The sequence below is a fragment of the Paenibacillus sp. EZ-K15 genome (assembly GCF_002573715.1).
Lineage (GTDB): Bacteria > Bacillota > Bacilli > Paenibacillales > Paenibacillaceae > Paenibacillus_AQ.
Map to the genome: position 1 here is coordinate 1 of NZ_PDHM01000002.1, position 14,795 is coordinate 14,795.

The following is a 14,795-nucleotide window of genomic DNA, read 5'->3' on the forward strand; positions in this document are numbered from 1 at the left end:
CTTGGACCGAAGGGTCCCGGGAGAGTAGGACGTCGCCAAGCGAACAACCATAAAGACCGTTATCGAGTGATCGATGACGGTCTTTTCCTATATTCAATAACATGTATTTATGGAATCGAGACTATCTCGTACCAGGTTGGGTGATACTAAACGACAGCTATTCATTGAACCTCTAGGAAATGCCTTAAGGGATTGGCATATTGGCAGACGAGGCTTAAACGTGGGTGATTCTCCATTTAATAGAAGAAACTCAGTCCGTTTGTCCATTCCTAAGGGACAGGATAACGCGCTGGATGGATACTTGCGAACTTCAGGCAAAGGGCGAATTTCAATCCTTGACAGCCTATGGGCCCTTTGCTAAGATGGCAATAATATATTTCTGAAAATACTTGAAAATGCCGTCCGGTCCAGCTCTGACAGTAGTTGTAGTCCGCAGGAAGACGACAAAAAGGAGGAATAACCCAGGTGTGGGAAGATAAGTTTAGCAAGGAAGGCTTCACTTTTGACGATGTATTGTTGGTTCCTAGAAAATCCGAGGTACTTCCAAAAGAAGTGGATGTTAGCACCAAATTGAGCGAGCATGTGAAATTAAACATCCCGCTCATCAGTGCTGGGATGGACACCGTAACGGAAGCTCCTTTGGCAATTGCCATTGCTAGAGAAGGCGGAATCGGCATTATTCATAAAAATATGACCGTTGAGCAACAGGCAGAAGAGGTAGATCGGGTTAAACGCTCGGAAAGTGGTGTTATTACGAATCCTTTCTCCCTCCATGCTAATCATCTTGTATCCGATGCAGAGGAGCTCATGGGTAAGTTCCGGATTTCCGGTGTACCGATCGTAGATGAGAACAATAAGCTGATCGGGATTTTGACGAATCGTGATCTTCGTTTTGTTCATGACTACAATACGGTAATCAGTGAAGTGATGACCAGCGAGAATCTGGTGACAGCTCCGGTCGGAACGACTCTTCAAGATGCCGAAATGATTCTGCAGAAGCATAAGATTGAGAAGTTGCCTTTGGTAGACGATGATAATGTTCTTAAAGGACTTATCACCATTAAAGACATTGAGAAAGCGATTCAGTTCCCTAGAGCAGCGAAGGACGCCCAGGGTCGCCTGCTTGTAGGTGCAGCGATCGGAATCTCCAAGGATACCTTCGAAAGAGCAGAGGCGCTTGTGAAAGCTGGCGTAGACGTCATTACCGTTGACTCTGCCCATGGTCATCACATCAATATCATTGACTCCGTTCGCAAACTGCGCGAAGTGTATCCGGATTTGACGATTATCGCTGGTAACGTGGCTACAGGTGAGGGCACAAGAGAGCTTATCGAAGCCGGTGCATCCGTCGTTAAAGTCGGAATTGGGCCTGGATCGATCTGTACGACCCGTGTCATTGCCGGGATTGGCGTACCGCAAATCACAGCAATTTATGACTGTGCAACGGTTGCTAAGGAGTACGGAGTCCCGATTATCGCAGATGGCGGTATCAAATACTCAGGCGAAATTACGAAGGCGATCGCAGCCGGTGCAAATGCCGTTATGCTGGGCAGCATGTTTGCTGGTACGGAGGAGAGCCCAGGCGAAGCTGAGATCTATCAAGGACGCCGTTTCAAGGCTTACCGCGGTATGGGTTCCCTTGCTGCCATGAAACAAGGCAGTAAAGATCGTTATTTCCAAGATGACGACAAGAAATTGGTCCCGGAAGGTATCGAGGGTCGTGTTGCTTACAAAGGGCCTTTGGCAGATACCATCCATCAGCTGATCGGTGGATTGCGCTCCGGCATGGGTTATTGTGGTACGCAAAACCTGGAGGAACTACGGACGGACACCCAGTTTATCCGTATCTCTGGCGCAGGACTTCGCGAGAGCCATCCGCATGATATCCAAATTACCAAAGAAGCACCTAACTATTCCTTGTAATTCATTCGAAAGAACAAGGATAAACAATATATGTCATTTATTTCCTGGACAGGCTGGATGAAATTCATCTAGCTTGTCTTTTTTTGATACCCCCCCTATGATAGAATAGAACAAGTTAATGACTTATTGAGAATTAGAGGGGAGTAGTTCCATTGATAGACACGTCTGTAAAGAAGAATAAGCGGCAACGCATTCAAAGAACGTTGGCATCCTTGATGCTGTTTAATATACTTTGTTTCTCTGCTGCACCTGCGGTTTCACTCGCGGCACCTAATATGCTGGCAACAGCGGATACAACGAACGCCACAGAGGACAAAGCGACAACCGAGAAGGCGACAACAAATAATGCGAAGCCGGATAAAGTGCCATCGATTGATCAGCTTGGACTGGAAGTAAGCTCTGCCGTACTGATAGAGCCATCAACAGGACAGGTCCTACTATCCGTTAATGCTGATGAGGCATTACCACCGGCGAGCATGACGAAGATGATGACGGAATATATCGTGGCAGAAAAAGTAAAGCAAGGCGAATTAGCTTGGGATGACGAGGTTACTGTAAAAGAAAATGCAGCTAAAACGGTAGGCTCACGGATATTCTTGGCTGAGGGTGACCAACATACAGTGGAAGAGCTCTACATAGCTATGGCTGTTGGTTCAGCGAACGATGCTACGGTAGCATTGGCTGAACATGTGGCTGGTTCCGAAGAAGAGTTTGTTGCCATGATGAACGATACGGCGAAAAAGATGGGCTTGAAAACGGCTTTTTTCATCAATTCTACAGGCCTCAGCCGTGCGGATATGCCCGAGAAATATCGTCCTGAAGAGGATAAGGAAACGGTTATGTCGGCAATGGATACAGCTTTGCTTGCCAAATTTATCGTCGAGGATCACCCTGATTTTGCAAGATTTACAGCTATACAATCCCACAAATTCCGGGATCGGGATACGAATCCGATCATCAACTATAACTGGATGCTTGAAGCCAATAAAGATATTACCAACTTCAAGAAATATGCTTATGAAGGATTGGATGGTTTAAAAACAGGTCATACCAATGCGGCTAAGTATTGCTTCGCGGGCACCGCTGAGCGTGATGGCATGCGACTGATTAGTGTGGTCATGGGTACGAAATCCGAAGGAGCCCGTTTTGTAGAGTCCAAAAAAGTCCTTGATTACGGCTTTGACAACTTCGAAGTGAAGGAAGTTCAAACTGCCGGTGCAACCGTGCAAGGCTTTGAAAACGTCGAAGTAAAGAAGGGTAAAGGCAAGGAAGCTGCACTCGTAACCGATAAAGCAGTCACTTTTGTTGTACCTAAAGGCTCGACAGGCAAGAACATTACCTTTGAAGCCAAGCAGGACTCCTCCAGCTTGACAGCTCCTGTTGCTAAGGATACGAAGGTTGGTACGGTGACCTACACATATAAAATAGAAGGTATGAAGGACACCCAGACCGAAACGGTGAATCTAATCACCGCGGAGGAAGTTGAGAAGGCAGGCTGGTTCAGTTTGTTCCTGCGGGCGATTGGAGACTTTTTCGCCGATTTATTTGATTCCATCAAAAATCTTTTCTAACCGCCGATAAATTCCGAGTAAATGGGTTGTGTATTTGATTTTGATGCGGTAAAATATCAAGTTAGATTCATTGCAAGCATGCACCTATACAGGTACAGACTAGATCGCCAGGGAATGCTGTAATGGCGATGAGATACAACATATAATCGGGAGGCTAGGGGACATGGAAACAGGAACATCAACTGTAAAAAGAGGTATGGCGGAAATGCAAAAAGGCGGCGTCATTATGGACGTCATGAATGCGGAACAAGCGAAGATCGCTGAAGCTGCCGGTGCAACGGCAGTTATGGCGCTGGAGCGCGTTCCTTCCGATATTCGCGCTGCTGGGGGAGTAGCACGGATGGCTGACCCAACCATCGTTGAGGAAGTCATGAAAGTTGTATCCATTCCAGTTATGGCCAAAGCTCGTATCGGTCATTATGTCGAGGCGAAAGTGCTTGAATCTCTTGGCGTGGATTATCTCGACGAGAGTGAAGTGCTGACTCCGGCGGATGAAGTGTTCCATATCGATAAATGGGATTTCACGGTACCGTTCGTATGCGGTGCGAAGGACCTCGGTGAAGCGCTTCGTCGTATTGGTGAAGGTGCATCCATGCTCCGTACGAAAGGCGAGCCGGGAACAGGTAATATCGTGGAAGCCGTTCGCCATATGCGCCTCATCAACAGTCAAATCCGTAAAGTTCGTAACATGTCGAAGGACGAGCTGTATGCGGAAGCGAAGAACCTCGGTGTTTCCTATGACCTCCTGAAGGGCATTCATGAGACAGGCAAGCTGCCTGTCGTTAACTTTGCAGCTGGCGGTGTGGCAACACCTGCAGATGCCGCATTGATGATGCATTTAGGCGCTGACGGGGTCTTTGTTGGATCCGGTATTTTCAAATCGGACAGCCCTGAGAAGTTCGCTCGTGCGATTGTTGAGGCGACTACGCATTATGATGATTATAAATTGATTGCTGAAGTATCCAAGAACCTGGGTACTCCGATGAAAGGCATCGAGATATCCAAGCTTAGTCCAGCTGAGCGCATGCAGGATCGCGGCTGGTAAGAGAGAAGGGGTAACATGAAGGTCGGCGTACTGGCACTTCAGGGTGCCGTTGCAGAGCATATACGGAGCATTACGCTTGCTGGTGCCGAGGGGGTGCTGATTAAGAAGGTCGAGCAGTTGGACGGCATTGACGGCTTGATCATCCCTGGCGGCGAGAGCACCACCATCGGCAAGCTGATGCGCAAGTATGATTTTATGGATCCGATTCGTCAGTTCTCAGCCCAGGGTAAACCGATATTCGGAACATGCGCCGGACTGATCGTGCTGGCTGAGCGAATTCAAGGGGACGAAGAGGCTCACCTGAAGCTGATGGATATCACGGTGGCGCGGAATGCATTTGGACGTCAGCGTGAAAGCTTCGAGACCGATTTGCCTGTAAAAGGAATCGAGGAACCGGTACGGGCTGTCTTCATCCGTGCGCCGCTCATTCTGGAAGTGGGTGCGGGCGTTGAGGTCCTGTCCACTTATAAGGATGAGATCGTCACAGCCAGACAGGGGCATCTGCTCGCAGCTTCCTATCATCCGGAGCTGACGGACGATTATCGACTTCATCAATATTTTGTGGAGATGGTTCGATCCCAGTCTACGGCACCACAGACGTAATAGTTACAGTAGAAGACATCTTGACTCTTTGGCAGTATGTGGGAGTCAAGTTGTCTTTTTCGCTGAAATACAATAAGATGTATCGTATGAAATAACGTAAAATGCAGCCTTGTCCCAAGGCTTTTTATCAACATATAGGGCAGCTGCTTCGATATACTTGATGGATGTTTTACTTTAGGAGGGTTTCCCGTGTTAGACGTAAAAATATTGCGCAGCGAGTACAGTCGTGTAGAAGAAGCGCTGAAGAATCGAGGCAAATCGCTCGATCTGATTGCGGATTTTCCTAAGCTTGACGCCCGGCGCCGGGAATTGCTGCAGGAAAGCGAAAGTTTGAAGAATCGCCGCAACACCGTGTCGGCTGAAGTAGCCAAGCTGAAGAAGAATCGTGAGAATGCCGATGATCTGATTCTGGAAATGCGACAAGTGTCAGACCAGATTAAAGCGATGGATGAGGAAGTTCGTGAGCTGGAAGCCAGCATATCCGAGCTTACTTTGGCGATTCCGAATATCCCTCACGAGAGTGTGCCGGTTGGCGCTTCGGAGGAGGAGAACGTGGAAATCCGCCGCTGGTCGGAGCCAAAAGCTTTCGATTTCGAGCCTAAGGCCCACTGGGAGCTTGCTCAGAATCTGAGTATTTTGGATTTTGAAGCAGGTGCGAAGGTAACGGGTTCACGGTTTACGTTCTACAAAGGTTTGGGTGCTCGTCTTGAGCGGGCCTTGATCAGTTTTATGATGGATCTGCACAGCGACAAACACGGCTATGAGGAAATGCTGCCTCCATATATCGTCAACCGGGACAGCTTGTACGGAACAGGACAGCTGCCTAAATTCGAAGAGGATTTATTCAAAATTAGCGATACCGACTACTATCTGATCCCAACCGCTGAGGTTCCTGTGACGAACTACCATCGCGAGGAAATCTTAAATAGTGAGGATCTGCCTAAATATTACGTGGCGTACAGCTCATGTTTCCGTTCGGAAGCCGGCGCGGCAGGGCGTGACACACGGGGGCTCATTCGTCAGCATCAGTTCAACAAGGTTGAGATGGTGAAGATTGTACATCCGGAAACATCTTTTGAAGAGCTTGAGAAGATGACGGCCGATGCGGAGCGTGTGCTTCAGCTGCTGAATCTTCCTTATCGCGTCATGGCTCTCTGTACCGGGGATATGGGCTTTGGATCCATGAAGACATACGATCTGGAAGTTTGGCTTCCAGAGAGCGGCGTATATCGTGAAATCTCCTCATGTTCGAATATCGGGGACTTCCAGGCTCGCCGTGCCAACATTCGATTCCGTCCGGAACCGAAGAGCAAGCCGGAATTTGTCCACACTTTGAATGGTTCCGGGCTCGCAGTAGGCCGTACCGTCGCTGCGATTCTGGAGAACTATCAACAGGCTGACGGATCCATAGTTATTCCCGAAGTACTTCGCCCGTACATGGGGAATGTTAGTATCATCGAACAGAAAAAATGAGTTGATAAAATAGGTTGCCTTGTGGTATAATGATTTTTGCACGTGATTCATTTGCATGAATCATTACCACGTGGAGAGGTACCGAAGCGGTCATAACGGGGCGGTCTTGAAAACCGTTAGGGTGCAAGCCCACATGGGTTCGAATCCCATCCTCTCCGCCATACATATTCAAACGCAAACCGTTTCCTTTAAGGAATCGGTTTTTTTATTGCCTTTTTTACTAGAGGAATGCATGGAGTGTACTGTTCTTCAGTAGGTTTCTGCTTTATGGAGGCGGCTGTATAAAACATCCCCTGTTATCGCAATTTATAGAGAAGGGGAGGTGTGAACATGAACTCAGAACTGAATGTAGATCAGTCGACGCTGGTCAATGCCTGGCAGGAAAGGCTGTCCACCATATTAAAGCCGGGGGATCGCGCAGAAGTGGCAGCAGACGAAGGGGATCCGAACGCCATCCGCATTCACATTGATGCAGCAGGTCGCCAGGATTATTCGTTTGATTTTCAATGCACGTATGTGGATTCGCGGGAAGTGAAGGTCGATCTGGTCGATGTAGAGCGTGAGGGTGCGACGACGGATGAGCGTAATGAGAACATTCAGGGCATGGTGGGCGATTATACGCGCCATATTCATGAGTGTGCCCAAACGCTGCAGCAAATCACGCATCACTAGTCCATGAATGAGTGAGACAGTTTCCATACTGTCCTTCATGATATGGACATCAAAGGTAGGATAGGCGTAGGACATCGTTGTGATCCATGAAATGGAGGGCTATCAGATGAGCAAACCAAAGGCGATTCCGGTACCGGAAGCACAGGAGCAGCCGAAGCAGCGCAAGGATCATGACCGTGGCGGCCAGGAGCCGCTGTCAGGCTCGCACAGAGCGAAGATCCGTAAACAGGATGGACATTTCAATCCGGAGGGCTAGAAGCCTGTAGGAGCCAAATACGGAGAGGCTAGAAAGCAAGAATCGAGGGAACTTCCTGTATTTCGACAGGAAGTTCTTTTTTTCGTTCTGAAACCTTTTGCGTCCAACTTCCGTATTAGTGTTCAAGTATAATATTTTGGGGCCCCACCTTATTCGCATGTTAAGAAGTTTGAATTTAAGATGGATGGAAAAAGAAAGGAAATAAAATTTCAGTAAATATTCCAGAAAGTGTTTCTCATTTTGGTTAAATGGTTTATGATTAGAAGGTCTGTTATTTTTTTGACTGTTAGAGGGGAGAGAAATTTTAATGAACAAGAAGTTTGCAGCTATCATGCTGACACTGCTGCTCACAGTGACAGTTGTACTTTCCGGCTGCGCCAAAAAAGAAGAGCCTAAGGCAGCGATGACGAATGCTGCTACGAACGCGATGAAGATGACATCCTACGAAATGAAGAGTAAATTTGTCATTGAAGACCTTCAAGTTAACATACCTGCAGTTGAAGGCGATCCAAGCGTAACACAGGCAATGACGATGCTGAAGAATGCAGAGGTTACGCTGGACGGTATCTACCAAGCGGATCCAATGCAAACCGAGATGAACATGGGTATCAATCTGAAGGGTGACATGGCAATGTCCTTCAATATTGATATGGTGATGACGAAAGAGAAAATCTACGTTAAGATTCCAAGCATTCCAATGCTGCCATTCCCAGAGGACGTTGTTGGTAAGTTCCTCGTTATGGATATGAAAGAGCTTGCTGAGCAATCCGGTGAAACATTTAATCCGGAAAGCCTGGATACCGAGAAATCCCAAAAATTCGTAAACGAAATCCTTGAAGCTTTGCTGAGTGAATATGACCAAGCGAAATACTTCAAAGAGATCAATGTTAAAGATGCTGGCCTTCCAGAAGGCGTGGATGCCAAACAAGTTGTTCAATTCTTTGTAACCAATGATAACCTGAATGAAGCATTGGATATTATGGTAAACAAGGTTGCACCTAAGGTTGTTGACATTGCAGCTAAAGACGAGTACCGCGAATTGCTCGGTCTGACCCAAGAAGATATCGACGCTGCTAAAGCTGAAGTATCCAACGTTAACCAAGACGAATTCAAAGCGGGCTTGGAAGAGATGCAGAAGTATCTGAAGATCAACACTTTCAACATCAACACGGCTATCGATAAAAAGGATTTCCCTGCATATCAGGATGTTGTGTTGAACGTTGATTTCAATGATCCAGAAACGAATGAGAACGTGAAGTTGGCTGTGAAGGGTAGCACCCAATACAACAACATCAACGCTAAACAAGAGTTCAAAATCGGTATTCCAAAAGATGCTGATGTCATCACGATGGAGCAATTTGAGGAATCCATGAGCCAAATGGGCACTTATTAATATTATTCATCGCAGACAACAGAACCCGGCCATCATGGCCGGGTTTTTACGTTTCTATACATATTACTCTACAAAGATTATATTTTCCCGCGCAAACGTCGGAAGAACTGAGTGAGTAGTGATGCGCATTCTTCCTGCAGCACGCCTTCAACCACGTTAGTACGGTGATTAAAACGTGGTTCTTGAAGCAAATTCATCAGTGTGCCGGCACAGCCGGCTTTGGGATCGCTAGTGCCATAGATCAGCTGTGGGACCCGGGATTGGACGATAGCACCCGCACACATAGGACAGGGCTCCAGCGTCACGTACAATCGGCAGTCGAGCAGCCGCCATGCTCCAAGATGTTTGCTTGCCTCACGGATAGCCACCATCTCGGCATGGGCCGTCCCATCATAAGTCGTTTCACGCAAATTGTATCCACGGCCAATAACCTCATCACCCCGCACGATGACAGCGCCGATAGGAACTTCGCCGAGTTCTTCGGCTTTCCGTGCTTCTGCGATGGCTTCTCTCATCCAGCGTTCATGATTATCGTTATCCACAGTCAGTGGGTCTATTGAATTTGATATCAAACTAAAGTCTCCTTTCACAGCCCGTTAAAACCCTGTATTTATACCCAATGTTCAACGAACATTTATTCGTTTGTTAACATGTTGTGGACAGAATTGTGTATAACTAAAATATTATGCACAAAGTTATGCACATTATCCACAGATAAGTTGTGTATTTGTGCGCAATCTGTGGATACGTTGTTTGTTTTACCGGGAATGGCCTCTTATATTGTAAGGATTCCCTATTTCAATAGCAATGCGATTGTGGAAAAAAACCATATAGCCGTAAAGCCGCTTGTCTTTTCAAACGTTCGTGATCAAGGTATCATGAGGGTATTAGATTCGCAAGTCGTCTATGTGACAGCAGAAAGGTGAAGATGCCACTTGTCGATTAAGACGAAATTATCGATGATCATGTCCATATCGGTATTATTTATTCTTCTGCTCAACATTACGCTGAACTATTACACCACCCAGGAAAATTTGCAGCAGGATAGTGAAACCAAAATGGTGATGGCCGCTACTCAGATCGCCATCACGGTCCAGCAAACCGGCTTTAGTTCTGCATATGTGGATAATATATTCGGTGATATGCTGAAGGTAGCCGCGGTCAATGCGGCAAAAGCTTTGGATCCGGATATTAACAATATAACCAATCAGCAATTGGTGGAATTGAGTAAAGAGATCGGCGTCACCCACATATCACTATTGGTCCGGACGAATGATGATGTCGTTGTTGCCCGATCCTCCACTCCAGATGAAATCGGCCTTTCAACAAAGAACTGGGGGTACTGGCATACGGCTTTTCTGGAATTGTTCCAGTATGGTAAAGTCGTCTCCGTTACCGAGGGTCAGCGCGCCGATCATTTTTGGTCAGGACCGTTTGAGTTCTCCACATCCAATCCGGAATTCATTGATAAATGGGGATACTATTACGATAGCAAGCGCAATTATATTATTGATCCCTACATAAGGAATTCGAATATCAAGGACTTTGTGAAGATTACAAGTCCGGATACGGTTGTGAAGGAGACCTTGAAGTCGAATCCGCGAATATTGGAAGTAACAGGAATCAACCCTGAAACGTTTGGCAATGAATATATGAGAGAAGATGGAACGGATGATGTTCACCACAAGCTTCGCAATCGACCAATTACATTCGGCACCTACGACTATGGGAGCCTGGACCAAGATGCGGAAGCTGTGCAGAAGGCCGTTTCTACCGGCGATAATGTGGTGTTTGTCAGTACTATCAATAACAAGAAGGTGCTAAAAAGCTTCATCCCCATCGTAACCGAAAATAAACCGACCAGTGTCATCAGTGTCGTCATGGATTATGAAGCCATCTCTTCCGTGATGAGGGAGCAGATGATCAGTCTTGTGGCCATCTCATTGGTTTTATTGGAAATCGTGATATTCGGCAGTTATATTGTTGCGGGGTATTTTACCAAGCCGATTCAGGCCATCCTGGGGACGGTAAACGATGTGTCGGATGGTCACTTTGATCGAAGGCTGGAGGTAAGCAGCCGGGACGAGCTGGGGCAGCTTGCGGGTCGAATCAATGCGATGACACGTAATCTGGGCAACTATACGAGCCAGTTGAAGCAAATGGTCGATGAGAATCAGTCCGTTAAGGAATATCTGGAGTCGGTCATTAATCAGACAGCCGATGCCATTCATACAACCGATACCTATGAACGGGTTATTAGTGTGAATAAAGCGTTTGAGCAATTGTATGGTTGGAAAGCGAACGAAGTGGTTGGACGGAAGCCTGCACTTGTGCCTCCGGCCAAAGAGGAAGAAGAAAAGGAGCGCATCCGTCGCCTGCGGGCCGGGGAACGGCTTCCTCCGGTGGAGACGATCCGTCTTCACAAAGATGGAAGCACGATCGAGGTCAGTATTAGCACCTCGCTGGTGCATGATGAGAACGGTGAGGTCACCTCCATGATTAGCGTGTCTCGGGATGTGACGGAACGCAATCGGATCGAGGAGCTGCTGCGTCGTTCGGAGAAACTCAATACCGTTGGCCAGTTGGCTGCTGGCGTTGCTCATGAGATCCGGAATCCGCTTACGACCCTCCGTGGATTTCTGCAGCTTCAACAGCAGACCCACAAGGTTAATCCGGACCATATTGATCTGATGCTGTCGGAGCTGGATCGAATTAACCTCATTGTCAGTGAATTTCTGATATTAGCGAAGCCGCAGGCGATTCATTTCCAAGAGAGGGATGTACGACTCATCATGGGAGATGTCATTTCATTCCTCGACAGCCAAGCCCATTTGTACGGCATCGAGTTCAAATTGAAATTTACTGATGAACTTACCTACGTACACTGTGAGGAGAACCAGCTCAAGCAGGTGTTTATCAATTTGCTCAAGAATGCGATTGAAGCGATGCCCGATGGCGGCAGTATCTGGATTGAGCTTTCAAGGCCGAAGGGCGAATGGGTACAGATCGATATTCGGGATGAAGGGCAGGGCATTCCGGAAGATCTGATGCCGCATCTTGGCGAACCGTTTATTACGAATAAGGAGACGGGCACAGGGCTAGGATTGATGGTAAGCCAGCGTATTATTCAGGGTCACCGGGGTATGATGGAAATCGAGAGTGAAGTAGGTGTGGGCACGAAGGTGAGTATAGTTCTGCCTGTAGTTCAGCCGAATGCTATTGAGAATTAAGCAAGAAGTAGTTACAGATAAGGGGATGGCATCTTGAGAATCAATAAATTTATCAGTGAAACGGGATATTGTTCCCGTCGTGAAGCAGATAAGCTGGTGGAGAGCGGGAAGGTCACCATTAATGGCGTGGTTGCTGTCCTGGGAAGCCAGGCAGAGGAAGGCGACGATGTCCGAGTTCAGGGAAAGCCGCTTCAGGATAAGAAGAAACATGTATATATTGCTCTTAATAAGCCGGTCGGGATTACAAGCACCACCGAACCGCATATTAAGGGCAATATTGTAGACTTTGTAGGCCACAACGAGCGTATTTTTCCTATCGGACGATTGGATAAGGACTCTGAGGGACTGATTTTGCTGACGAATGATGGAGATATCGTCAATAAGATCCTTCGCTCTGAGGGGAAACATGAGAAAGAATACATTGTGACGGTGGATCGCCCGGTAACGGAATCCTTCCTTAGCGGGATGTCCAGCGGCGTAAAGATTTTGGGTGAGATGACGTTACCTTGTGAGGTCACTCGAATGTCCGAGCGCGTATTCCGAATCATACTGACCGAGGGTAAAAACCGCCAAATCCGCAGAATGTGCAGCGCTTTTGGTTATGAGGTCCGAAAGCTGCAGCGAATCCGGATTATGAATATCCGTCTTGGCAGTCAACGCATCGGTTCATGGCGTGATCTTAACGAGAAGGAGAAGGAAGAGCTTGGTCAGCTGCTGAACTACAGGCTCGAGTAGCTGGCTGAAATACTTCTATAATCTTAAACAAAAACAACCGATGGGATCTGTAAGACCAGATGCATCGGTTGTTTATTGTGTGTTATAGTCTGTAGGGACCCGTTCCCATTTGGGTTATTCATTCACGCTTGTAAAGGTGGCGCTATCCTGGTATTTACGTATAATGGATACCTCGACTCTGCGGTTCTTCGCTCGCCCAGCAGCGGTGTTGTTATCAGCAATCGGATGGTATTCACCATAACCGATCGGCATGAACCGTTTAGGATCCAGCTCCGAGTTGGCAAGCAGAATCTTCATGAACTGCAAGGCTCGATCCGAGCTTAAATCCCAGTTCGACGGATATCGGCTGTTAGAGATTGGCACATTATCCGTATGGCCGGATACAATGATTTCATAGTCCGGGAACTTGTGAAGCATTTGCGAGATGGCCTTGGCCAGTTTACGGGCTTCTGGCTTCACAACGGCTTCGCCGGAAGGGAATAAGGCGTTATCCCGTATCGTAATGACAAGCTGGGAGTGGTTCAACTTGGTGCTGAGCTCCGAGGTTAAACCGTTATTTTTAATATAATTATCGAGCTGCTTCTTCAGCTTCTCCAGATCCTGTTGTTCCTGACGCATCAGCTCTGCACGCCGTTGGTCAGGTGTTGTTGCGGGAACGGAAGGGGATGTCGCCTTATGATCCTTAATATTGGGCGGATCATCGCTGGATTCCGTTTTGCTATAATCCAGGACACCGGTTCCGCCGGTGAGAGCAACACTGAAGGCTTCGCTCATTTCTTGAAATTTACGTGCATCCGTCGCACTCATGGCGTATAGCACCAGGAACAAGGCCAGAAGCAAGGTCAGTAGGTCTGCGTAAGGAAGAAGCCAGGATTCGTCGGCATGCTCCTCATGCGGCTCGTGTCTAGTCTTTTTGCTCACTAGCACCAGCCTCCCTCTCGCTGAGCTCTGCCCGTTCGGACGGTGTCAGGAACACGGAGAGCTTCTGATTGATTGCAATGGTGGATACACCGGATTGAATGGACAGCAGGCCTTCTACCATCATCAGGCGGATTTCAACCTCACGTTTGGATAGACGCTTGAGTTTATTCGCAATCGGGTGACAGAGCACATAACCGGTGAAGATACCGAGCAGGGTAGCAATAAACGCGGCCCCGATGGCTTGAGCGAGTTCGCTCATATCTTCCATGTGGGATAGTGCAGCGATCAAACCGATAACGGCTCCGAGTACCCCGAGGGAAGGTGCATACATACCGGCCTGCGAGAAGATCAATGAACCGGAACGATGGCGCTCTTCGGTGGCATTAATATCTTCCATTAATACATCACGTACGAATTCCTGATCGTTGCCATCGATGATCATGCGCATCCCATTACGCAGGAAGGTGTCATCGATCTCATCGACTTTGGTTTCCAGAGCCAGCAGACCTTCACGGCGTGTGATCGAAGCCCATTCCATAAACAGCTTGATCATTTCCGTTTTGTCCATCAGATTCTGTTTCACAAAGGTCATCTTGACCAGCTTCGGAATCTTTTTCAGCTCGACTAGCGGGAACCCGATGAATAAAGTTGCTGCCGTACCGCCAAGAATGATTAGATAGGCTGCCGGATTATACAAAGCGAGAAGGGAGGCACCTTTCAGAACCATGCCCACCAGTACCGCGACGATACCGAGTATTAAGCCTATAATTGTTGAAATTTCCATACCACACCTCATCCGTGAGAAATAAAATAACGAATCCATTCGTCAGAACGGCTCTCATGGAGAACCGGGCCCCTTATGTGGGGCGTTATCCTATTTATCGTCAGGTCGGGCTTTTTTTTTTAGTTGTAATTTCCGGTATAATGGAAGGAAGGGAAACGAAGCTAAGTACGGCAAGGAAAGGAGTGATGG

The 14,795-nt window shown here is 47.6% G+C and carries 13 protein-coding genes and 1 tRNA gene; 11 read left to right on the forward strand and 3 right to left on the reverse strand.

Annotation, left to right across the window (positions count from 1 at the left end; all coding sequences use genetic code 11):
- Window positions 1-465: 465 nt before the first annotated feature.
- From guaB to CRG97_RS00365, 9 genes are all read left to right on the forward strand, one after another.
- Window positions 466-1,923, forward strand: coding sequence for an IMP dehydrogenase (gene guaB / locus CRG97_RS00325; RefSeq protein WP_076326357.1), 1,458 nt, complete (start codon window positions 466-468; stop codon window positions 1,921-1,923).
- 152 nt (window positions 1,924-2,075) lie between these two features.
- Window positions 2,076-3,494, forward strand: a complete 1,419-nt coding sequence (locus CRG97_RS00330) for a D-alanyl-D-alanine carboxypeptidase family protein (protein WP_098741248.1) — start codon at window positions 2,076-2,078, stop codon at window positions 3,492-3,494.
- Window positions 3,495-3,657: 163 nt separating this feature from the next.
- The gene (gene pdxS / locus CRG97_RS00335) at window positions 3,658-4,539 is read left to right on the forward strand and encodes a pyridoxal 5'-phosphate synthase lyase subunit PdxS (protein WP_071221106.1); all 882 of its coding nucleotides are present in this window, start codon (window positions 3,658-3,660) and stop codon (window positions 4,537-4,539) included.
- 15 nt (window positions 4,540-4,554) lie between these two features.
- Window positions 4,555-5,142 (forward strand): pyridoxal 5'-phosphate synthase glutaminase subunit PdxT, encoded by a 588-nt coding sequence (gene pdxT / locus CRG97_RS00340; RefSeq protein WP_098741249.1) that lies wholly within the window; start codon window positions 4,555-4,557, stop codon window positions 5,140-5,142.
- A 189-nt stretch (window positions 5,143-5,331) separates the two neighbouring features.
- A complete protein-coding gene (gene serS / locus CRG97_RS00345; protein WP_098741250.1) occupies window positions 5,332-6,615 on the forward strand; it encodes a serine--tRNA ligase in 1,284 nt (427 codons plus the stop codon).
- 72 nt (window positions 6,616-6,687) lie between these two features.
- Window positions 6,688-6,776, forward strand: a tRNA-Ser gene (locus CRG97_RS00350).
- Window positions 6,777-6,945: 169 nt separating this feature from the next.
- Window positions 6,946-7,287: a hypothetical protein gene (locus tag CRG97_RS00355; RefSeq protein ID WP_076326361.1), complete on the forward strand. Its 342-nt coding sequence runs from the start codon at window positions 6,946-6,948 to the stop codon at window positions 7,285-7,287.
- 106 nt (window positions 7,288-7,393) lie between these two features.
- Window positions 7,394-7,543, forward strand: coding sequence for a small acid-soluble spore protein P (locus CRG97_RS00360; protein WP_098741251.1), 150 nt, complete (start codon window positions 7,394-7,396; stop codon window positions 7,541-7,543).
- Window positions 7,544-7,850: 307 nt separating this feature from the next.
- Window positions 7,851-8,936: a hypothetical protein gene (locus CRG97_RS00365; RefSeq protein ID WP_098741252.1), complete on the forward strand. Its 1,086-nt coding sequence runs from the start codon at window positions 7,851-7,853 to the stop codon at window positions 8,934-8,936.
- Window positions 8,937-9,013: 77 nt separating this feature from the next.
- Here CRG97_RS00365 and tadA read toward each other — a convergent pair whose 3' ends face one another.
- Complete coding sequence (tadA, locus tag CRG97_RS00370; protein ID WP_098741253.1) at window positions 9,014-9,508, reverse strand: tRNA adenosine(34) deaminase TadA; 495 nt, start codon at window positions 9,506-9,508, stop codon at window positions 9,014-9,016.
- A gap of 363 nt (window positions 9,509-9,871) precedes the next feature.
- Here tadA and CRG97_RS00375 point away from each other — a divergent pair, with 363 nt between their 5' ends.
- Both CRG97_RS00375 and rluF read left to right on the forward strand, forming a co-directional pair.
- The gene (locus CRG97_RS00375; protein ID WP_098741254.1) at window positions 9,872-12,166 is read left to right on the forward strand and encodes an ATP-binding protein; all 2,295 of its coding nucleotides are present in this window, start codon (window positions 9,872-9,874) and stop codon (window positions 12,164-12,166) included.
- A gap of 33 nt (window positions 12,167-12,199) precedes the next feature.
- On the forward strand, window positions 12,200-12,901 hold the full coding sequence (rluF, locus tag CRG97_RS00380; RefSeq protein ID WP_098741255.1) for a 23S rRNA pseudouridine(2604) synthase RluF: 702 nt from the start codon (window positions 12,200-12,202) through the stop codon (window positions 12,899-12,901).
- A 114-nt stretch (window positions 12,902-13,015) separates the two neighbouring features.
- On the opposite strand, the gene motB is transcribed toward rluF, so the two are convergent.
- Entirely contained in the window at window positions 13,016-13,822 is an 807-nt protein-coding gene (gene motB, locus CRG97_RS00385; RefSeq protein ID WP_098741256.1) for a flagellar motor protein MotB, read from the reverse strand.
- Window positions 13,806-14,606 (reverse strand): flagellar motor stator protein MotA, encoded by an 801-nt coding sequence (motA, locus tag CRG97_RS00390; protein ID WP_098741257.1) that lies wholly within the window; start codon window positions 14,604-14,606, stop codon window positions 13,806-13,808. The genes motB and motA overlap by 17 nt, the downstream gene beginning before the upstream one ends.
- Window positions 14,607-14,795: the final 189 nt, after the last annotated feature.

Coding starts and splice junctions, on each gene's coding strand:
- pdxS (WP_071221106.1), top strand. CDS start 3,658: ATGGAAACAGGAACATCAACTGTAAAAAGAGGTATGGCGGAAATGCAA.
- pdxT (WP_098741249.1), top strand. CDS start 4,555: ATGAAGGTCGGCGTACTGGCACTTCAGGGTGCCGTTGCAGAGCATATA.
- CRG97_RS00355 (WP_076326361.1), top strand. CDS start 6,946: ATGAACTCAGAACTGAATGTAGATCAGTCGACGCTGGTCAATGCCTGG.
- CRG97_RS00360 (WP_098741251.1), top strand. CDS start 7,394: ATGAGCAAACCAAAGGCGATTCCGGTACCGGAAGCACAGGAGCAGCCG.
- CRG97_RS00365 (WP_098741252.1), top strand. CDS start 7,851: ATGAACAAGAAGTTTGCAGCTATCATGCTGACACTGCTGCTCACAGTG.
- motA (WP_098741257.1), bottom strand. CDS start 14,606: ATGGAAATTTCAACAATTATAGGCTTAATACTCGGTATCGTCGCGGTA.